We start from the raw sequence: 19,776 nt of genomic DNA on the forward strand, positions 1-19,776 counted from the left end.
CATATCGCTAGGTTTAACTGGCGGCACTAATAGGGGAAAAACGAGGTCATATCCGTCGCCAGTAAGGTCTGCAGTTGTTCTAAGCCAGCGATTAAGCGCGCTTCATTATTGATGGCCATGAGTGATAGGCGTACGTGCGGCGTTTGTTCGCCATTCGCACAAAAGTAACTGCCGCTGGTGACAATAATGCCGCGATTTTTCGCTTCGAGCGTGAATCGATCCGGCTGCCATTGTGAGGGCAGGGGGAGCCAGATGTGATAACCCGATGCGCGGCAGGTGACCGCCGTGAGTATTGAGCGCGCGATTTTTTGTCGCTCTTGTGCGGTTTCACGCTGCTCGGCTGCTAAACGAAACGCGTCGCCAGATTCAATCAAGTGCGTTGCCGCAATGAAATTGATAGGTGAAGAGAGCCAAATATTTGCTCGAATGTGCGCGTGTAAATTGGCGATTTGCCCATCGGGGACTTTTAAATAGCCACACCGCATGGCTGGGCTGATGGCTTTGGAGAGCGCGGAAATATGAAACGTATAATCCGGTGCAAAATTCGCGATGGGCGCAATAGGCTGCTCATCCAAGAAGCCATAAATATCGTCTTCAATTAACCAAGTGTGCGTTTGATTGATGACCTCAGCGATGGCTTTCTTGCGCGACTCAGGCATTGAAATACCTGTCGGGTTCTGATGGCTGGGAATGGTGATAACCAGTGCTGGCTCATGTTCATCAATCGCGGCGGCTAATGCGTGAGGGCATAAGCCATGTTCATCCAAGCTGACGCCAACCACTTGACGGCCAGACATACTCGCGATAGCAAGAATTCCCGGGTAGGTCAGTTCATCCACTAGTAGAGTCTCTCCTGGTTGACTGAGGGCATCGATCAGCAGAGATAACGCGTGTTGCGCACCGTTAGTGAGCAAAGTATTACGCGTGTTGCCGCCCTCTAGCCCATATTGCTGCGCCCACTTCACACCTGCCGCCCGATGAGCTTCATGGCCAGTATATTCGGTATACCCAATCAGCGAGTTGGTTAGCTGATCCGCTGATTGCCGATAGGCGTGTTTGAGCGCCGGTAAATTTTTATACAAGCAGGGCTGTAACAACGAGAAGTTGTAGTGGTGCTCATCATCTTCAGGGGCTTGGATGGCTTGGTCTAATTCCGAGTGGCCTCGTACAAACGTTCCTCGTCCGATAAATGATTCTAACAGTCCCTTTTCATGCAGTCGCTTATACGCTTTCGCAACGGTAGCAGGGGTTGTCTCCAGTTCCTCAGCGAGTAAACGATGAGTAGGGAGCTTAGAGTTTGGCGGAAACTGACCTGTTTCAATTTTCTGCTCTATCACTTCTGCTATGTGAATGAATTTACTATTGCTCACAAGGTGTCTCCTCGAATAAGCCAGATGTTTAGCTGACTATAACATAGGTCTTTTTAGGCGTTGATGGCTTTAAATAAAAAACCAACTCAATATTGACATAGTTCAATTATGTTATTAATCTAAAATCACAATATTGAGTTAACTCAATTTGCTTTGTGATAATGGCAGGTTAGTGCGAGTTTATACGAGATACCAAGGCAAGTAGCACGGTATATATCCGTCAATAGAGCAACCGTGATGTTTCTGGCTCACTCGTTTATTCTACCAAATGTTAGCTTATATTGAATTATGTCAATTGGCGGTAATTGAACCTTTGAGATAGAAATACGCACAACAAGGCTGTTGATTGATTCAAGACTTCCCATTTCTCGAAAAAATTAAGGACAATACAATGAAAACAAGCAACGTCGCTTTTATAGGATTAGGTGTAATGGGGTTCCCAATGGCGGGGCACCTTGCCAAAGCAGGGTATACAACCACCGTATTTAATCGCACAGCAAGCAAAGCAAAACGCTGGGCTCAAGAGTTTTCTGGTGAATATCAGTCAACGCCACGCTTAGCGGCTAATCAGTCTGAGATTGTGTTTTTATGTGTGGGAAATGACGACGATGTAAGAAGTGTCGTATATGGCGAAGACGGTGTGCTCGCTGGGATGCTTCCGGGGTCTGTGTTGGTTGATCATACAACCACATCTGCTGAGTTTGCCGAAGAGTTAGCTCAAGCCTGTTTGGAGAAGAACCTTTCGTTTATTGATGCGCCTGTCTCTGGCGGTCAGGCTGGCGCTGAAAATGCTGCTTTAACCATTATGTGTGGCGGCGAACAAGCGGTTTTTGAACGCGTAGAACCTGTCTTGAAAAGTTATGGCCAGCAGTCGACTCTAATGGGCAAAAATGGTCAGGGGCAGCGTAGTAAAATGGTCAATCAAATCTGTATTGCTGGCGTATTAAAAGGGCTAAGCGAAGGTCTTCTTGTGGCACAAAAAGCCGGTCTCAATATTCGTCAATTAGTTGATGTATTACAGCATGGTGCCGCGGGATCATGGCAAATGGAAAACAGAGCCGTCACGATGTCGCAAGGTCAGTTCGATTTTGGTTTTGCGATTGATTGGATGCATAAAGATCTCAGTATTTGCCTCAATGAAGCACAGAAGATGGGGATTGCACTTCCGTTAACTCAAACGGTAGACCGTGAGTATCAGTCACTACAACACCAAGGTTTGGGGCGCATGGATACCTCGGTGCTGTTCAAAATCTATGAACAATAACTAGGCAGGAATTTTTAGAATGGAACTCTTCGGTAACGATCTCACACTTTTCATACTGATGGCATTAATGGTCGCGGCGTTTGCGGCTGGGTTTATTGACTCAGTGGCAGGTGGCGGCGGCTTAATTTTAGTGCCCAGTTTTATCCTGGCAGGATTGCCACCTCAATTGGCGCTTGGGCAAGAGAAAATGGTCAGTACCTTCGGTACTATCGCCGCAATCCATAATTTTATACGCAATAAAAAAGTCATTTGGGCGGCTGTGGCAACCGGTATTCCTGCAGGACTTATCGGTGCGTACGCAGGGGCGCAAGCCATTCTCTACTTTGACCCAGATACGATTGGTAAAATTATTCTCTTTATGCTTCCTTTTGGCATCGTTTTATCCTTCATTCCGAAGAAAAATAGCCATGAGGATCGCGCCGCGCCAATCAATAAGACCGTCATTGTATTTGGCGTGCCTGCTGCGGTATTTGTGATTGGATTTTATGATGGCTTTTTTGGTCCGGGGACGGGAAGTTTTCTCATTCTTGCTCTGCATTACCTGCTCAAGTTTGACTTGGTGTCTGCGTCTGCCACATCAAAAATGTTTAATTTTTCCTCCAACATTGGCGCGCTGATGGCCTTTATGTTGGCAGGACATGTGATGTATTGGTTGGCCATTCCGCTGGTGGCGATGAATTTACTGGGTAATCATGTGGGCAGTGGTTCCGCTATGAAGTACGGGCCTAAGCTGATTCAGCGCACCATCTCTGTTTCGCTGAGTCTGTTGATGTTATCGCTAGGGTATAAGTTTTTAATTTAGCTCAGCCTTTTGCTTCGTGTCAGCAATGACATGAGAGTAGGGGCGCTGGTGAGGTTGACGAATGACAACCATTCATCCAGAAATTGCCATAAAGTGTGATTTTTGTCACTTTTTGATTGTCTGGCGCTTTTCATCTTAGAGTAACAGCAGGATAGTGTTTGCACACATCGCAGGTGTGGTGGAATTGGTAGACACGCTAGCTTCAGGTGCTAGTGACCTAACGGTCGTGGGAGTTCAAGTCTCCCCATCTGCACCAACTTTATTACCTACTCCCGCCCGGGGGTAGGTTATATCTCTAGGAATACTATGAGCGTTGATGATTCATCTCCTTTCCCCGCTTATCAAACTCGAGTCATCACCCGTTATACAAAAAACGCGCATTGGGATGTGGCTGATGATGATCTTATCCAAGAAACGCCCGTCGCCATCGCCTTCAATGACATCGCCTATACGGTGATGATGTGTACGCCTCACGATTTAGAGGAATTTGCCAGTGGTTTTGCCCTGACCGAGGGCATCATTGACGCGCGTAAAGACATCCACGACATCGACATTTCCTCTCAAGATACCGGTATTACCGTGAATGTGCGAATAGCCAACCGCTGCGTCGCACGCTTACAAGAAAAACGTCGGTCTTTAGCTGGCATGACCGGATGTGGCATATGCGGTACTGAAAAGCTCGATTCCGTATGCCGTTACCATACGCCATTACCAACACGTGATCATTTTGATCTTGAGCGACTTGATGAGGCTTTGGCGCAACTGCATCGTCATCAAACACTGAATCAACGCACAGGCTCGACCCATGCGGCGGCCTACCTGAATGTTGACGGCGAGTTAGAAGCCATCTTTGAAGATGTTGGGCGACATATAGCGCTTGATAAACTCATTGGATGGATGTTGCGTCATCATAAACGCGGTGGGGCGATACTTGTCACCAGTCGTGCGAGCTTTGAGATGGTACAGAAAGTCGTTGCATGTGGCGTGGAGTTGTTATTTGCCGTCTCTGCTGCCACCAGCATGGCCGCCGATCTTGCAGAGCGCTTGAACGTCACTCTGTGCGGCTATTGTCGCCGTGGGCGCGCCAATATCTATACCCACCCTGAGCGACTCAAAGTCGAGTAATAAAAAAGCCCACCATGAGACATTATCATGCGGGCTTTTTATTATTTACGCCGCAATTACATAGAGTTGCTAGACTGAGCAAGCATTAGGAACATCGTAGGCCAAACGCTCAATTAGCTTTTGGAGCATCATAGGCCAAACGCTCAATGAGCTTTTGGATCATCGTAGGCCTAACGCTTTTTACCATGATAACTTAGGTATTGTGTTGTACTGTCTGTGCCCATATAGCGTGCCAAGGTTTTCTCTGGCACATTCAATAAATCGACGACAATTAAACCATCCAACGCATCATTAAAATCGGGATCGACATTAAAGCTGACTAATTTGCCGTTTAACCCAAGATACTGACGCAGTAGCACTGGCACCCCTTTCCCTTCATCGATGCGTGAGATAACGCGACCTAATAACTGTAAGTCGGCTAAAGAGGTCAGCAAGCTCGCATTCCATTGCGCTTGCTGAGTCGGCAGTGGATTTGTGGCTGCGACCCACTGAGCTTGCTGAGTATCGTAGTAATGCAGCGTCATGGTATCAGCCAGTAGGCGACGCGCTTGTTCACTGTAATCATTACTGATGCTGACTGGGCCAAATAAATGGGTGTAGTCAGGATGACGAGCCACGTAAGTCGCGATCCCTTTCCAAAGCAGAAGTAACGGTGCCATGGATTTTTGGTAGCGATGATCGACAACCGAGCGGCCCATCTCGATGGATTTTCCCATATTTTCAATAAATTGAAGATCGTATTGAAACAGAGAACTGGAATACAATTCGTTAATATGACCGTGTTCGAGGAGTTTATCGACCAGCCCTAAGCGATAGGACCCGACTAATTGTTGTTGTTCGTTATCCCAAATAAAGAGGTGTAAATAGTGGCGGTCATACTCATCAATATCTAAATCTCGTCCTGTTCCTTCACCGACCAGTCGAAAATTTTCTTCGCGAACACGGCCTATTTCCAGCAACATAGATGGGATGTTCTCAGCGGTCGTACAGAAAACATCAAATTGATTATGGCTGAGCATTTTTTCATCATCGGAGAGTTGACGAATATCCTGTAGCAACTCATCAATAGGCCGTCTTTCGGCAATTGGGATCACACAATGATCATGTGTGGCTTTATCCCGTGGCTGGCTGGAGACGGGTTGCAGTAAGTAGGTATTGAGTCGTAAGTAATTGACCAACTGTTGGTCACAAAGGTGCGTGACTTCTTTGAAACGGATGGTTTCTCCGATGGCGAGATTAATCGTCGAGGCTTTTTTATTGAGAAGCTCTCTGCCTAACATCAGAGTACGAAGTAAAGGATGAATCTTTTCCGCCATATAAAAGCGATGGGAATTTTTTCCGTCGATATAAACGGGCACGGTCTGCGCTTTGTGTTTGCGTATGAGCCGGCTAACTGACTGGCTCCATTCCTTATCCTCGAGGCGGCGCGCTTTGCGATCGACCAGTTGAGAGACTTCGCCTGCCGGGAAAATCAGTAACAAACCATCTTGCGCGAGATGTTTATGCGCTTGACGCATCGCCACGAGATTGGAGCGGATCGCCTTGGTACCCTCAAAGACATCGACACCAATAAAGAGCTCATCCAGCTCGGGCACTGTTTTTAAATAGTGATTGGCCAGTATCTGCACATCACTGCGTTTTTGTAGCAACAGTTCAGCGAGAATGACCCCTTCAACACAGCCTAAAGGATGGTTGGCGACCACAACGGTAGGACCGTGCTCAGGAATGGTATTTAAGGTGCCGCGAACAACTTGATAATGGATATTGAGGACATCCAACGTAAAGCGCAGAAACTGGCGGGTATCACAGTTCGCTGGGCGCTGTGCATAAAATTTATCGAGTTGGTTTAACCCCGTTGCCCATTCGGCAATGTTCTCGCCTAAACCGAATGGCGTTTTACGCGGTAATTTAAAAGGACTCGTCGATAACATAACAACCACCTTGCACATAAAGTTTAGTGGTTATGTTAAGCAGTGACTGTGTCAGCGACGCTGCAAAGAGATGAGAGTTTTGTGACAGGCTGAATTTGCGCATGCAAAGAATTGCACTTAAGAGGTATGGAGGAGGGAACAAAGGTATTTTAGCATGAGGACAAGGTAAATAACGGTATGACGTATCGAATACTTTCAAGGGGGAGGCGAAGTATTGGATGTTGTAATGGCATACCGTTGTTTACCTTGAGCCTAATTTATAGAATATAACAATGTGTATTACAAGCCTCGGTCAGGCTTGAACGCATTTTTGCTCTGAATCACTAAAAAAGCAGCCGTTTTACTGCTTTTTTAGTTATTTACTCTAAATGGATAGGTTGAGTGTAGGTGTTACTTTTCTTTTGCTTCGAATTGCTCTTTGATTAAGCGATCCAGTAAACGTACCCCATAGCCAGTTGCGCCTTTGGGTTTATTCGGTTGGCCTTCTTTAGTCCATGCGGTTCCTGCGATATCAATATGCACCCAAGGGGTGTCATTTTCGATAAAGCGAGAGAGGAACTGACCGGCAACGCTTGAACCACCAATTCGAGGTTTATTACCATCATTACGCATATCCGCGATCTCACTTCTCAGTAGACGATCAAACTGTCCACCTAATGGTAAGCGCCAGACGTATTCTTGTTCGGCTTCCCCAGCAGCAGTGATTTTTTCCACTAACTCATCATTATTGGAGAAGATACCCGCAATTTCTTCACCGAGCGCCACGAGGACCGCCCCTGTTAATGTGGCTAAATCGAACATGGCTTTAGGTTTGAATGTACGCTGTGTGTAAGTCATCAAATCACAGAGTACTAGGCGGCCTTCCGCATCGGTGTTCATCACTTCGATGGTTTGACCTGACATGGATGTCACGACATCACTGGGACGCTGTGCTTTATCACTTGGCATGTTTTCAACCAAGCCCAATACCCCTATGGCGTTCACATTGGCTTTACGTTTTGCCAGTGCCACCATGAGACCGGTCACGGTAGCCGCTCCGCCCATATCTTCTTTCATGGTATTCATGGACGCGTTTGGCTTGAGTGACAAGCCGCCACTATCAAAGGTGACCCCTTTACCGAGGAAGGCAATAGGCTCATCGCTGTCTTGGGTGCCGGTATACTTAAGAATGACCATAAGGCTCTCGTGTTTCGAGCCTTGACCAACCCCTAAAAGAGACGTCATGCCGAGCTCACCCATTTGATAGCTGTTGACGACTTCGACCTCAAGACCATGTTCTTTAAGGCAGATACAAAATTGTGCGAAAGACTCAGGGTAGACCACATTGGCCGGCTCCCAGATCAGATCGCGGGTGACTTTTACTCCTTCAGCAACCGCTTCAAGAGGTAGGTAAAGTGCTTGAGCCGCTTTAGGATCATCGGTAGCCACAGTCAACGTTTCTAACACGCATTTGGCTTGTAGCTCTGCACGAGTACGGTATTTGTCAAAACGATAATGACTTAACTGCAGGCCGTAGGCAAAGTGCGCGGCTTGTGAGTCGGTTTCAGCAATGGCATGAATATCCGTGAGATTAAAGGTTTCCACATAGCTAACCAGCGTATCGGCTGATTGCTGAACATCGGTTTCAGCTTGGCTTTCCACCCCAAGAAGAATCACGCGATCAAGCTCGGTATGGGCTGGGGCCACTAAGTTCACGAGCGTATTTTTCTTACCAGTGAATTGCTCAACACGCATGGCACGAGAGAGCGCACCTTGGGTTTGATCATCGAGCTTTTGAGCCAGCGTTGATAAGGGAGCGTCTTGAGCCATCAAGAAAATGACCGTGCCCTGAGTCGGTAGAGCAAGTGGAGAAAACTGAACTTTCATCTGTGAGGTATCCTTACGATTTTATTATTGCGAAGTAGTGATCATGAGGAGGTGCCTAGTCGGTCCGGTGTGTAAAGACAACACCGACCCAATCGACAGGGCAAACCAAGTCAATCAATACGAATTGCACGTTTAGGGTAAGGGATGGGCGCACACTTGGCAACCGATATGCTTTTGGCCACAGCCTAGGCATCGCTCAAGCAGCGCGACCTTATTTTTAACTGATACCTCAATAAAGTCCGTCGTTATTCTTTTAAATTGTCCATCGTGAGCTATTGTTAATTTATAAAATAGTCAATGAAGCCGTCATCAATAGGCTCACTTGAGTATTTTTAGTGAAGTTTATATCAATATTGGTGATTGAATAGTGCCAGATTATCGCTGGTGCAGATGAACACATGCTTCATAACTTCATGATATTTTTCATTGAGTTATGGTGTTGATAATAAAAAATATACATCCAACATTAACAATAGTTTGGATGGGGGTTGTCGGTAACATAATGATAAAATTTAAGAATATCAGTGTCGTAAAAAAAATATGGCTGAGTTATTTAGCGGTGTTAGTCATGTTAGGGATTGTGTCTAGTGTGCTTGCCAATAGTTGGCTTGATTTGGGACACAGCCTGAATACATTGACCAGTAAAAGTCTCCCCTCCGTGAACTTGCTTAAAGGCATGCAAGTGAATATCACGGTGGTTCGGAAAAATGAATTTTCTTTATTACCCAATTCGAATAATCCTAAATTGGGTGAATGGTTAGATGAATTGGATCAAGTGAAGACAACGATAGAAAAAGAGATTGCCGACTATGAGGGATTAGCACTCAGCCCTGAAGAGCGGCAGCTATTTTCTCAATTTAAACGCCAATGGTCTCAATATGCACAAGAAACCGCTAGTTATCGCTCCTTATTGAGCGCAGGCAAACCTCAGCAAGCTAACGAAGTTATATTAAATAGCTATCAGACGTATGTTAATGCATACGACAGCTTAAAAGCGGTGCTGGTATTAAATGATCAGCTCTCTGATACGATAAAAAGTACCATTATTTCCGAGTCTAAAGCGACCGGTATTACTGCAATCATAGGCATCGGTGTCATCCTGGTCATCATCGCCTGCTCGGCAACGATTTTATCTCGAGCGATCTGCCAGCCGATTAAAAAAGCCTTAGACTTTGCCACTCGTATCGCCAATGGTCAGTTAAATAATCGCTTCGATGCCGCTGACTTGACGGAAGATGAGTTAGGTTTGTTACTCAAAGACTTAGAAAAAATGCAAAGTAACTTGCATGGTCTGGTGTCGGAGGTGAATGACTCGACGATTCAATTGACCGCGGCGGTTGAGGAAGTCAGTGCGATTGCATCACAAACCGCTTCTGGTATGCAAAATCAACATGCAGAATTAACGTCGGTTGCCTCGGCGATGACTGAAATGCAAGCGGCGGTCGCAGAAGTGGCGCAGAATACCGAGGTCGGCGCCACGACGGCGCAAACCGCTACCGATATGGCAAAACAAGGCTCATTCACGCTCGACAAGACAATTGGCGTGGTTGACCGGGTGCATATTGCGGTACAACATTCTGATGAATTGGCGAAAGAATTGGCGAAAAGCTCTAACGATATCAATATGGTGGTCGACGTTATTCAAGGTATCGCTGAACAAACCAACTTATTGGCACTGAATGCGGCAATAGAAGCGGCACGAGCAGGAGAACAAGGACGAGGTTTCGCCGTGGTTGCAGATGAAGTGCGCTCGTTGGCACAACGTACCACCGACTCCACCTCGCAAATTATGAACATCATCAGTACTCTTCAGGAAAGTACGCAAAAAATGAGTGAGTCGAGTGCGGAGTGCCAAGAGGGCATTCAGCAGTGTATTGAACAGGTGAGTGAAACCAAAGAGCATATCACCGCCATTGATCACGCTGTCGATAGCATGGCGCAGATGAGTACACAAATTGCCACCGCATGCAGTGAACAAAACTCTGTGTCTGAAGAGCTCAACCGCAGTATTGAATACATCAATAGCGCGGCCTCTGAGATGAATGAAGGCACCTCGCAAACCGCGCAGTCTTGCCAAGAAATCAGTCGGTTGGCGCATCATCTTAAAATGCGTATGGACTCGTTTAAATTGTAAAAGTCGTCAGGCGCTGTCCGTTACCGACCAAGGCCAAGCCCATCGCTTGGCCTTGGTATTGGCGGTAAATATCCCCGTCCTCAGTCATCACTTCGTCCTCGACAACGCATTTCAATGTTCGGCTTGCTAAGCCATGCTGCCTTCGCTGATGAGCCACGCATTTTTTATGGCCTCCTCCGAGTCGTTACGAGATCTACTGCTGATTTTTACGTTTGTCTTAGCAGATTACTGTGAGAACTCTCGCTATTCACCATGCTAGATATTGCGTCTAAATCGACATATTTATATGTTTGTAACCGGTCCCAAAAACAATAAACAGAGATATGCTTAGTTTATCCAATAGCTGAAAATGAATGAAAAGGTTGGCATATGGCAGCGATCAGAGATTACACACAACTGGCGAAAGATATTCTTCACGAAGTCGGTGGGCAAGATAATGTAAGTCAGTTTTCTCGTTGCGCGACACGGTTGCGTTTAATATTAAATGAGGTTCCAGAAGGCGCGGCAGAACGCATTAAAAAAATGCCGGGCGTGATCACCGTGGTTCAGAGCGGCGGTCAGTTTCAGGTTGTCATTGGCACTCATGTGTCGGATGTTTATCAAGCCATGTCTTTATTGCTCGATAGCCAATTGCTGAGTGATAAACAACAGAAAATGAGCCTGATTGACTCGGTTATTGCCGCGATGTCCGCCATTTTTGCACCGATCATCTTCATTCTAGCAGCGGCTGGGATCTGGGATATTGCAAGGTGGGCTCATCTTCGCGCGGTTTATGTTTCCGACCATTGAAGCGACAGGCACCTTTGAAGTCCTGAACTTTATGTCATGGACGCCATTTGCCTTTCTACCTGTTTTTATTGCGATTACCTCTTCCAAACATTTTAACTGTAACCCGTTTATCGCCGTGCTCTGTGCGTGCGCCATTATCAACCCATCATGGGGGGAAATTGCCTCAAGAATTGCCAATGGGGAAGTGATTACTTTCCTCTCATTACCATTGGCAAAAACGGTGTATACCTCTTCCGTTTTGCCCCCGATCTTTATGGTATGGGCGTTGAGTTATGTGGAATCTTATGTGAAGCGCCTAATTCCGGGCGTGATCAGCGAATTATTTACGCCTCTGATTTGTATGTTGATCATGGTACCGACAACGCTCGTGGTCATAGGGCCTGTGATGAGCTATGTGGCGAGCAGCATTGCTGGTGGCTATAACGCCTTGTTTGATGCAGCGCCAGTGTTGGCGGCCGCGTTAATCGGTGGGGTATGGCAAATCATTGTGATTTTTGGCGTTCACTGGGGAATCACACCGGTGGTTTTTGCCAACTATGAAAACTTTGGGTACGACAACTTTCAAGCGTTTCAAGCCATTGCCGTCGTCGCGCAAATGGCTGCCGCAGTGGCAGTGGCCTGCAAAACTCGCAATAAACGTATGAAAGCGACGGGCTTTTCTGCGGGATTAACCGCCGTGTTTGGGATTACCGAACCTGCCCTTTATGGCGTGACATTAAGACTGAAAAAACCGTTTGTTTGTGGCTGTATAGGCGGGGCGCTGGGATCGGTCGTTGCCAGCTTATTTGGGACTTATTATTACGCGTATGCCGGACTGCCTGGTTTATTAACCGTTGTTAACGCCATTAGTCCGGATAACCCATCGTCATTTATCGGCGAATTAGCTGGGGTTGGCGTCGCCATTGTGGCCACCTTTGCGTTGATCTACATGGTCGGGTTTGAAGATCCCGTCGATGAAGAGCTGCAAGAGGAAAAGGTTGCCCATGATCCTAATGCTCTCGATCCAACGGCCGAGGCGCCAGCTGTCAAACAATCTGCGACATTGGTGAGCCCATTGAAGGGACAGATTGTTCCATTATCCACGGTCAACGATGAGAGTTTCGCCCAGAAGCTATTAGGGGATGGCATTGCGATTATTCCTTCTGAAGGCTTGGTGCGAGCGCCGTGTGATGCGGTGATTTCCTCCGTCATTGAGACGAAACATGCGATTGGGATGACCATGGCCAATGGGGCTGAAATCCTCATTCATGTTGGTCTTGATACCGTTAAGTTGCAAGGCGAGGGGTTCGATTATTTAGTTGCTCGCGACCAATCGGTCACTGTTGGTGAGCCATTAATTCAGTTTGATCTCGAAAAAATCAAGGCGCAAGGGTACGACCTCACCACCCCCTTCATTGTGATGAACAGTGATGAATTCGAATTTCACCTGACCGAACAGACTCAGGATAAACAAGACATTGAAGTAGGACAGCCAGTCATTCAGATGGCTTAAGGATAAAGAGAAATGAGTAGTGTATTTCCGGACAATTTTTTATGGGGTGGCGCCGTGGCGGCTCACCAAGTCGAAGGCGCTTGGGATCGCGATGGTAAAGGCCTAAGTATTGTCGATGTGTTATCTGGTGGTGATGTCAACACCCAACGTAAAGTCACCGATGGCATCATTGCTGGTGAACATTATCCCAATCATCAAGCCACCGCATTTTATGACCATTATAAAGGTGACATTGCGTTGCTCGCTGAAATGGGGTTCAAATGTTTTCGTACGTCCATTTATTGGCCGCGAATTTTCCCACAGGGGGATGAACAAGAGCCGAATGAGGCAGGGCTTCAGTACTACGATGATCTTTTCGATGAAATGCTCAAACATGGTATTGAACCGGTGATCACGTTATCTCACTTTGAAATGCCTCTGCATTTATCGAAAGAGTATGGTGGGTTTAAAGATCGCCGAGTGGTGGATTTCTTTGTGCATTATGCAGAAACCGTCATGCGCCGTTACAAGAACAAAGTCAAATACTGGATGACGTTTAACGAAATCAATAATCAACGTGATTTGAATTTGCCACTCTGGGGATATTCCAATTCAGGTGTGGATTATACCGTGGAAGACAATCCAGAAGAGTGTATGTACCAAGTGGTGCACCATGAGTTTGTTGCCAGCGCCAAAGTTGTCAAACTGGGGCACGCAATTAATCCCGCCTTTCAGATCGGATGCATGGTCGCGTGGGTGCCGATTTACCCTTACTCCTGTAACCCAGAGGATGTGATGTTGGCTCAAGAAGCAATGCGCAATCGCTTCTTCTTTAGTGATGTTCACATGCGCGGTGAGTACCCAGCTTATACACTGAAAGAGTGGGAGCGTAAGGGATATAACATCAAAATGGAGCCAGACGATCTGACGATTCTGAAACAGGGCGTGTGTGATTATATTGGCTTTAGTTACTACATGTCAGTGGCCGTCAAAGCTGACTCGCAAATCAGTACCGAAGGCTCCATGAGTGGTTTTGCTGGTAGCGTGAAAAACCCTTATGTTCAGGCCTCTGAGTGGGGCTGGCAGATTGATCCGGTCGGGCTACGTTATTCATTATGCGAGTTACATGAACGATATAACAAGCCACTGTTTATCGTCGAAAATGGCTTTGGGGCCGTTGACCACGTTGAAGAGAACGGTGATATCAATGATGATTACCGGATTGAATACCTCAAAGCCCATATTGAAGAAATGAAAACCGCGGTGGCATACGATGGTGTTGATTTGATGGGGTACACGCCGTGGGGTTGTATTGATTGTGTGTCCTATGGAACCGGGGAGTATCGTAAGCGTTATGGGTTCATCTATGTGGATCGCCATGACGATGGCACGGGAACCATGGAGCGCAGCCGTAAGAAGAGTTTTTTCTGGTATAAAAATGTCATTGAGAGTAATGGTGACACCGTGTAGTCGTAATGTTACACACTGATCATCGATAACGTTGAAAGCCTGATGTGTCTTCCCATCAGGCTTTTATGTAGACAGGCGGACTAAAGGTTGCCGACCCCACCATCGATGAGCTGCGCTTTTTCTTTATCAGTTAAACCGAATCTATTGGATGCATTGGCTGAGGTGAGTAAGTTGATTCGCGAGATCTCGTTATTTCTATCAAGTCACCGAACGTATATACTTTGAATCAGTGTCTTCTTTATCTAAACGTCAGAATGACAGTAGATAGCCTCAGGAATTCAAAATGTTAATGAAAAAGTTAGATGCGCCTCATGACATGCATATAGGTGCAAAATTTGAAACGAACAAACATGGCCGTGTTACCGTCGTCGAATATTACAATACCTATACGGTGATCGTCGCTTTTGAAAATACAAGAACCATTCGTGCCACAACGGCTGCTAAGTTACGCAGTGGACACGTTCTCGATCGTTCGGTAGCGCCGCAGTCTCTCATGGTGGGAGAAACCGTAGAGTCAGTCAAATACGGTACGCTGACGATTGTTCAGGTGGAGCCGGAAAACATCGTGGTTCTTGAAGACTCTGACGGCGAAGAAATTCGTATGATTATGGCATCGGTGCAAAAACTGCGCAGCCATAATACGCCAGACCCGGTGGAGGGCAATACACCAACATCATTAGATGCTCTAACCAAACGCGGTAAAAAAACCAAAGACATCAATCGCCTCTTCAAAAAAATGCTGTCCGACTACGGTAAATAGCGTCAATACTGTGATCGCACGGTGCGGGTGTAGTGATTGATTGGCTGATCATTACTCTGTTTCCTTTCATGATTTATTTTTCTGTATAAATTATTTCTCACGTTTATATCCTCTCTATTTATTTGATCTACTTCACAAGGTCAATTCCATCTTGAGACGATGATCTCGTTCAAAACTGTGGTATTTCGCTATTGTTTTTCTCTAAAAATAACAAATCTATTGATAAATAAACCCTACAGAGAGAACGATGATGAAAAAAATAATGGTGGTATGTGGAAATGGTCTGGGCACATCTCTCATGATGGAAATGGCCGTTAAAGAAGTGATCAAAAAAATAGGTGTAGAGGCGGAAGTCGAACATGAAGATTTATCCTCAGCCTCGTCAAGTAAAGCCGATATTTGGGTAGCGGCGACAGACGTCGCGAATCAATTAGCCGATCAAGGTAAATCCAATATTGTGAGTTTATCGAATATTTTTGATAAAGACGCGATAGAAACCCAAATTAAGCTATTTCTATAAGGATAGGTCCCATGAAAGACTTTTTTGAGTTCATGTTAGGCTTATTAAAAGAGCCTGCCATTATGGTTGGTATTATTGCTTTTATCGGTTTGGTTGCGCAAAAATCCGATATTTCTACGGTCCTGAAAGGTACCATTAAAACCGTAATGGGCTTCCTTATTTTAGGGTTTGGGGCAGGAGCATTAATTGGTGCTTTAAATAATTTCTCGACGGTTTTTATTGAAGCATTTGGCGTTAATGGCGTGATTCCCAATAATGAAGCGATTGTGGCGTTAGCACAGGAAGCGTTCGGTTACGAGATGGCGCTGATTATGTTTTTCGCCTTTATCGTCAATATTCTTCTGGCTCGTTTTACCCCATTAAAATTTATCTTTCTAACGGGTCACCACACCATGTTTATGTCGATGTTGGTGGCTGTCATATTATCGACCGCAAACATTAAAGGCGTGTTAATGGTGACCATTGGCTCGATTACCGTCGGGTCTCTGATGGTGGTCATGCCGGCGTTAGTACAGAAATATACGCAAAAGGTCATGGGAACCGATCAGCTTGCCATGGGACATTTCTCTACGTTTTCATACCTTATTGCCGGTTTTGTGGGGTCTAAGTTTGGTGATACGTCTAAATCAACAGAAGATCTCAACGTCCCTAAAAGCTTAATGTTTTTACGTGATACACCGGTTGCCGTTGCGGTCACAATGGCGTTGTTTTTCATGGTTGCTTCCATTTTTGCGGGAGGCGAATTTGTTGAAACGGTGTCCAATGGTCAGAACTGGGTGGTCTTTACCTTTATGCAATCACTGGTATTTGCCGGAGGGGTATACATCGTCTTGCAAGGGGTCAAAATGCTGATTGCTGAAATTGTCCCGGCTTTCAAAGGGATTTCCGATAAGCTCGTCCCAGGCGCTAAACCCGCATTAGATTGCCCGATGGTATTCCCTGTTGCGCCCAATGCGGTATTGATTGGGTTCTTATCGTCATTTTCCGCCGGTCTTGTGGCAATGGCAGTGCAAGGCGCGCTGGACTGGACCATTATTGTGGCGGGCGTTGTGCCGCACTTCTTTGTGGGTGGTGCCTCTGGCGTGTATGGTAACGCGATGGGTGGGCTGCGAGGTGCCGTACTAGGCGCGTTTACTCAAGGTTTATGCATTTCGTTTTTGCCGATGATGTTGTTACCGGTCTTGGGCGGATTAGGTCTAAAAGCGACGACGTTTGCCGATTTTGACTTTGGTGTGGTCGGGCTTATCCTAGGGTGGATTGTCTCATGAGCCTTGATACGTTAATCACTAAAGATACTATTGTTATCTCAACACAAGACAACCTCAGTGTGAATGAGGCGCTAGAGGTGACTTGCTCGACATTAATCGAGCAGGGCAAAGTTGAGCCTCGTTACCTTGAGGCGATCAAAGAGAAACATCACGACATTGGGGCTTATTATGTTTTAGCCCCCAAAATTGCGATGCCTCATGCTCGCCCTGAAGATGGTGTCAATGAGCCCAGTTTGCAAGTCACCGTGTTTAAACAAGGGGTTGATTTCCAGTCCGAAGAAAATGGTCCTGTGTATGTTGCCATTACGTTGGCGGCGATGGATGCCAATAATCATATTGAAACCATTGTTGCACTTTCTGAACTTTTTCAAAACGAGGGCGATATCGAGGCCATTATTCAAGCCAAAACGGAAAGTGATATTTTAGACATTATAAAAAAATACTAATATACATTAGGTTAGTTTATTTATATCAGTTATTTGATAATAAACTTTCCGTTCATCATTTTTTTAGCTAATCATAAAAAGCCTTGTGAATGTTCATTGGGCTTTTTATCACTGTATTGCTTGATACCATAGTCTGATTAATATTCATCTCTAATAAATCTTCCTAACTTATTGATTTTAATTTAATGTATGTTTTTTATTTGATGGTCAATAGAAGGGCTTTATAAAAGTTGACGAGTGAGATAGAAAATAAAAAGCGATAATATAGAGTTATTTACATTATCTTTTATTGTAATTTTTGATGTTCATTATAAATTTTAATGTCGTTGTTGTACGTTTTTTATTATTTATTGAACTGGTATCAAGGGTGAAAAATAAAGCGTATTTCCTTCTCACTTCTTGTTGAAAATAAAGTTAACTCCCGATTTCAGATAATAAGTGCGACATTCATGGAAAGCGTAGAAGAAGAAGCCAACTGCTGAAAGTGGTACGCTCTTCTCGCCAAAGAAACAAGCAGTACTACCATGAATTATCAGCAGTTGACCGAGGGCAGAAGATACCAGATTTCTGCTCTTTTGGAACGGGGAATTTCGGTTTCTGAAATAGCTAAAACCGTTCAGTGCCACCGCTCGACAGTATATCGGGAGCTTAAGCGAGGTCGTAAAGGCAACATTTATTGCCCAAATAAAGCCCAGCTGTTGTCGATTAAAAAGCGCAGAACAGCGCGTAAATACCGCATACCAAAGGAGCGTGTGGATTTTATCCGTCTTCTTTTAGAAACAGATTGGAGTCCAGAGCAGATTTCCAATGTATTAACGAAAGTTGGGGCCGCTGTCAGTCACGAGTGGGTCTATCGCTTTGTCGCACAAGATAAACGCATGGGCGGTAAGTTATATCGCCACTTGAGGCAAGGACACAAGCGTTATCGCCGCGGTAAAAAAGAGAAAGCGCCAGCGATAAAGAATGCCGTTTCGATTGATGACAGACCAAGCATCGTTGACGGTAAGGAGCGGTTTGGTGACTGGGAAATCGACACCGTGCTAGGTAAGCATGGTACAGGTGCGATGGTGACTATTTTAGAGCGTAAGACACGATTTTACGTAGTAAAGAAAGTGCCATCTAAGTCAGCGAATGATGTTACCAAAGCCACCATAGAGCTACTCATGCCTTATAAGAACCATGTCCATACCATTACGGCAGATAACGGACGAGAGTTTGCAGGTCATGAAACCATCGCAAAAGAATTAGAGGCTGATGTCTACTTTGCTCATCCTTATAGCTCTTGGGAGCGTGGTGCTAATGAGAATGCGAACGGTCTTTTAAGGCAATATGTGAAGAAAGGAACTGACTTAACGACGGTGACTGACATAGATATAGAGTTCGCTTTATCTCGGATAAACTATCGTCCAAGAAAGTGCTTAGGCTTCAAGCAGCCAGCCATTATATTTGAGGAAATGGCTTTGGTTGCTTGATATTGGAGAATGTCGCACTTCGCAGTTGAATTCGGGCTCCTCTAGGGTTTAGTTGTAAGGCTGATATACTCGTTCATGCTGTATAGCGCGAGTATGCAATGACGAACACTATACATATAACGGAGTGATTATGAATATTTTTATAAAAGGGAAGCTCGTAGTAGGAATCGCTGTGGGTCTTTTTTCCTCGTCAGTTTTTGCCGTGCCATGTTCGGACTGTTCCAATGGGTTCGAACGTGGCGAGGTACCTAGCCGCTATCAATTAGAAGCAAACCGTGGACCTTATGATGTGGAAACCATCAGTGTCTCAAGGCTGACGCCAGGGTTTGCTGGTGGGACAATCCATTACTCGACCGACTCAGGAGGAGAGCAGGGAATCATCGCGGTCGTGCCCGGCTATGTGTCTTATGAAAGAAGCATCAAATGGTGGGGACCTCGTTTAGCCTCATGGGGGTTTACGGTGATTACGATCGATACCAATACCATCTATGATCAACCGGATAGCCGAGCTCGTCAATTGAGCGCCGCGATCGATTATGTGATTGATCAAGGCAACGATCGGCTATCTCGTCTGTATGGGTTAGTGGATCCCAATCGAGTCGGTGTCATTGGCTGGTCTATGGGGGGCGGCGGAGCACTGAAACTTGCCACCGATAGAAAAATTGATGCGTTGATCCCTCAAGCACCTTGGTATTTAGGTTTGAATCGTTTTTCTAGTCTCACGGCTCCGACAATGATCATTGCGTGTCAGATCGATGCGATTGCTCCAGTGGCTGTCCATGCGTCTCGGTTTTATAATCAGATCCCAAGCTCGACACCCAAAGCCTTTTTAGAAATTGCTGCGGGCAGTCATTTTTGTGCGAATTCAGGGTATCCCAGTGAAGATATCTTAGGGCGAAATGGCATTGCGTGGATGAAACGCTTTATTGATAAAGACCAACGCTACAACCAATTTTTATGCGGGCAAAACTTTGATAGTAGCTTGAGAATCAGCGAATACCGAGATACCTGTCCTTACTACTAGTGTTGCGTCTCGACCTTCACTGATGTCGTTGATCGGTTTTTTCTATTTGCATAAGAGAGTATGT

General features: G+C 45.7%; 17 protein-coding genes and 1 tRNA gene. 14 read left to right on the forward strand and 4 right to left on the reverse strand.

What is annotated here, in order from left to right:
* Nucleotides 1–26: 26 nt before the first annotated feature.
* Nucleotides 27–1,370, reverse strand: a complete 1,344-nt coding sequence (locus tag EAE30_RS07330; protein WP_123015347.1) for an aminotransferase-like domain-containing protein — start codon at nucleotides 1,368–1,370, stop codon at nucleotides 27–29.
* A 391-nt stretch (nucleotides 1,371–1,761) separates the two neighbouring features.
* On the opposite strand from EAE30_RS07330, the gene EAE30_RS07335 reads away from it, so the two are divergent.
* From EAE30_RS07335 to fdhD, 4 genes are all read left to right on the forward strand, one after another.
* A complete protein-coding gene (locus EAE30_RS07335; RefSeq protein ID WP_123015348.1) occupies nucleotides 1,762–2,634 on the forward strand; it encodes an NAD(P)-dependent oxidoreductase in 873 nt (290 codons plus the stop codon).
* 19 nt (nucleotides 2,635–2,653) lie between these two features.
* Entirely contained in the window at nucleotides 2,654–3,436 is a 783-nt protein-coding gene (locus tag EAE30_RS07340; protein WP_123015349.1) for a sulfite exporter TauE/SafE family protein, read from the forward strand.
* 169 nt (nucleotides 3,437–3,605) lie between these two features.
* A tRNA-Leu gene (locus tag EAE30_RS07345) sits at nucleotides 3,606–3,692 on the forward strand.
* Nucleotides 3,693–3,742: 50 nt separating this feature from the next.
* Entirely contained in the window at nucleotides 3,743–4,561 is an 819-nt protein-coding gene (fdhD, locus tag EAE30_RS07350) for a formate dehydrogenase accessory sulfurtransferase FdhD (protein ID WP_123015350.1), read from the forward strand.
* 170 nt (nucleotides 4,562–4,731) lie between these two features.
* Here the strand turns inward: fdhD and EAE30_RS07355 are convergent, their stop codons facing one another.
* The gene (locus EAE30_RS07355; protein ID WP_123015351.1) at nucleotides 4,732–6,492 is read right to left on the reverse strand and encodes a lysophospholipid acyltransferase family protein; all 1,761 of its coding nucleotides are present in this window, start codon (nucleotides 6,490–6,492) and stop codon (nucleotides 4,732–4,734) included.
* A gap of 390 nt (nucleotides 6,493–6,882) precedes the next feature.
* Nucleotides 6,883–8,358: a leucyl aminopeptidase gene (locus EAE30_RS07360; protein ID WP_123015352.1), complete on the reverse strand. Its 1,476-nt coding sequence runs from the start codon at nucleotides 8,356–8,358 to the stop codon at nucleotides 6,883–6,885.
* Nucleotides 8,359–8,863: 505 nt separating this feature from the next.
* On the opposite strand from EAE30_RS07360, the gene EAE30_RS07365 reads away from it, so the two are divergent.
* The gene (locus EAE30_RS07365) at nucleotides 8,864–10,492 is read left to right on the forward strand and encodes a HAMP domain-containing methyl-accepting chemotaxis protein (protein WP_123017290.1); all 1,629 of its coding nucleotides are present in this window, start codon (nucleotides 8,864–8,866) and stop codon (nucleotides 10,490–10,492) included.
* On the opposite strand, the gene EAE30_RS18745 is transcribed toward EAE30_RS07365, so the two are convergent.
* Nucleotides 10,482–10,649 (reverse strand): hypothetical protein, encoded by a 168-nt coding sequence (locus EAE30_RS18745; protein WP_164711814.1) that lies wholly within the window; start codon nucleotides 10,647–10,649, stop codon nucleotides 10,482–10,484. The two genes, EAE30_RS07365 and EAE30_RS18745, sit on opposite strands and share 11 nt — an antisense overlap.
* 212 nt (nucleotides 10,650–10,861) lie before the next feature.
* Between EAE30_RS18745 and EAE30_RS19030 the strand changes: the two genes are divergently transcribed.
* The 9 genes from EAE30_RS19030 to EAE30_RS07405 all read left to right on the forward strand — a co-directional run bounded on the left by EAE30_RS19030 (nucleotide 10,862) and on the right by EAE30_RS07405 (nucleotide 19,712).
* Complete coding sequence (locus EAE30_RS19030; RefSeq protein WP_241967735.1) at nucleotides 10,862–11,281, forward strand: PTS transporter subunit EIIB; 420 nt, start codon at nucleotides 10,862–10,864, stop codon at nucleotides 11,279–11,281.
* Nucleotides 11,265–12,773 carry a glucose PTS transporter subunit IIA gene (locus EAE30_RS07370; RefSeq protein ID WP_241967736.1) on the forward strand — a complete coding sequence of 503 codons (1,509 nt, stop codon included), beginning with the start codon at nucleotides 11,265–11,267 and terminating at the stop codon, nucleotides 12,771–12,773. Before EAE30_RS19030 ends, EAE30_RS07370 begins: the two co-directional genes overlap by 17 nt.
* Before the next feature lie 12 nt (nucleotides 12,774–12,785).
* Nucleotides 12,786–14,222 carry a 6-phospho-beta-glucosidase gene (locus EAE30_RS07375; RefSeq protein WP_123015353.1) on the forward strand — a complete coding sequence of 479 codons (1,437 nt, stop codon included), beginning with the start codon at nucleotides 12,786–12,788 and terminating at the stop codon, nucleotides 14,220–14,222.
* Nucleotides 14,223–14,511: 289 nt separating this feature from the next.
* Entirely contained in the window at nucleotides 14,512–14,982 is a 471-nt protein-coding gene (locus tag EAE30_RS07380) for a hypothetical protein (protein WP_199287098.1), read from the forward strand.
* A gap of 250 nt (nucleotides 14,983–15,232) precedes the next feature.
* The gene (locus EAE30_RS07385; protein ID WP_123017291.1) at nucleotides 15,233–15,502 is read left to right on the forward strand and encodes a PTS sugar transporter subunit IIB; all 270 of its coding nucleotides are present in this window, start codon (nucleotides 15,233–15,235) and stop codon (nucleotides 15,500–15,502) included.
* 11 nt (nucleotides 15,503–15,513) lie between these two features.
* On the forward strand, nucleotides 15,514–16,770 hold the full coding sequence (locus EAE30_RS07390; RefSeq protein WP_123015355.1) for a PTS ascorbate transporter subunit IIC: 1,257 nt from the start codon (nucleotides 15,514–15,516) through the stop codon (nucleotides 16,768–16,770).
* Nucleotides 16,767–17,216 (forward strand): PTS sugar transporter subunit IIA, encoded by a 450-nt coding sequence (locus EAE30_RS07395; RefSeq protein WP_123015356.1) that lies wholly within the window; start codon nucleotides 16,767–16,769, stop codon nucleotides 17,214–17,216. The genes EAE30_RS07390 and EAE30_RS07395 overlap by 4 nt, the downstream gene beginning before the upstream one ends.
* Before the next feature lie 524 nt (nucleotides 17,217–17,740).
* Nucleotides 17,741–18,688: an IS30 family transposase gene (locus EAE30_RS07400; protein ID WP_123015357.1), complete on the forward strand. Its 948-nt coding sequence runs from the start codon at nucleotides 17,741–17,743 to the stop codon at nucleotides 18,686–18,688.
* A 130-nt stretch (nucleotides 18,689–18,818) separates the two neighbouring features.
* Nucleotides 18,819–19,712 carry an alpha/beta hydrolase family protein gene (locus tag EAE30_RS07405; protein WP_123015358.1) on the forward strand — a complete coding sequence of 298 codons (894 nt, stop codon included), beginning with the start codon at nucleotides 18,819–18,821 and terminating at the stop codon, nucleotides 19,710–19,712.
* The last annotated feature ends 64 nt before the right edge of the window (nucleotides 19,713–19,776 follow it).

Source organism: Vibrio zhugei (assembly GCF_003716875.1).
GTDB classification, from domain to species: domain Bacteria; phylum Pseudomonadota; class Gammaproteobacteria; order Enterobacterales; family Vibrionaceae; genus Vibrio; species Vibrio zhugei.

What these genes read in the sequence shown, in the direction of transcription:
- EAE30_RS07405 (WP_123015358.1), top strand. Translation starts at nt 18,819, where the DNA reads ATGAATATTTTTATAAAAGGGAAGCTCGTAGTAGGAATCGCTGTGGGT.
- EAE30_RS07335 (WP_123015348.1), top strand. Translation starts at nt 1,762, where the DNA reads ATGAAAACAAGCAACGTCGCTTTTATAGGATTAGGTGTAATGGGGTTC.
- EAE30_RS07385 (WP_123017291.1), top strand. Translation starts at nt 15,233, where the DNA reads ATGAAAAAAATAATGGTGGTATGTGGAAATGGTCTGGGCACATCTCTC.
- EAE30_RS07395 (WP_123015356.1), top strand. Translation starts at nt 16,767, where the DNA reads ATGAGCCTTGATACGTTAATCACTAAAGATACTATTGTTATCTCAACA.
- EAE30_RS07375 (WP_123015353.1), top strand. Translation starts at nt 12,786, where the DNA reads ATGAGTAGTGTATTTCCGGACAATTTTTTATGGGGTGGCGCCGTGGCG.
- EAE30_RS19030 (WP_241967735.1), top strand. Translation starts at nt 10,862, where the DNA reads ATGGCAGCGATCAGAGATTACACACAACTGGCGAAAGATATTCTTCAC.
- fdhD (WP_123015350.1), top strand. Translation starts at nt 3,743, where the DNA reads ATGAGCGTTGATGATTCATCTCCTTTCCCCGCTTATCAAACTCGAGTC.
- EAE30_RS07355 (WP_123015351.1), bottom strand. Translation starts at nt 6,492, where the DNA reads ATGTTATCGACGAGTCCTTTTAAATTACCGCGTAAAACGCCATTCGGT.
- EAE30_RS07370 (WP_241967736.1), top strand. Translation starts at nt 11,265, where the DNA reads ATGTTTCCGACCATTGAAGCGACAGGCACCTTTGAAGTCCTGAACTTT.
- EAE30_RS07400 (WP_123015357.1), top strand. Translation starts at nt 17,741, where the DNA reads ATGAATTATCAGCAGTTGACCGAGGGCAGAAGATACCAGATTTCTGCT.
- EAE30_RS07340 (WP_123015349.1), top strand. Translation starts at nt 2,654, where the DNA reads ATGGAACTCTTCGGTAACGATCTCACACTTTTCATACTGATGGCATTA.
- EAE30_RS07390 (WP_123015355.1), top strand. Translation starts at nt 15,514, where the DNA reads ATGAAAGACTTTTTTGAGTTCATGTTAGGCTTATTAAAAGAGCCTGCC.
- EAE30_RS07360 (WP_123015352.1), bottom strand. Translation starts at nt 8,358, where the DNA reads ATGAAAGTTCAGTTTTCTCCACTTGCTCTACCGACTCAGGGCACGGTC.
- EAE30_RS07380 (WP_199287098.1), top strand. Translation starts at nt 14,512, where the DNA reads ATGAAAAAGTTAGATGCGCCTCATGACATGCATATAGGTGCAAAATTT.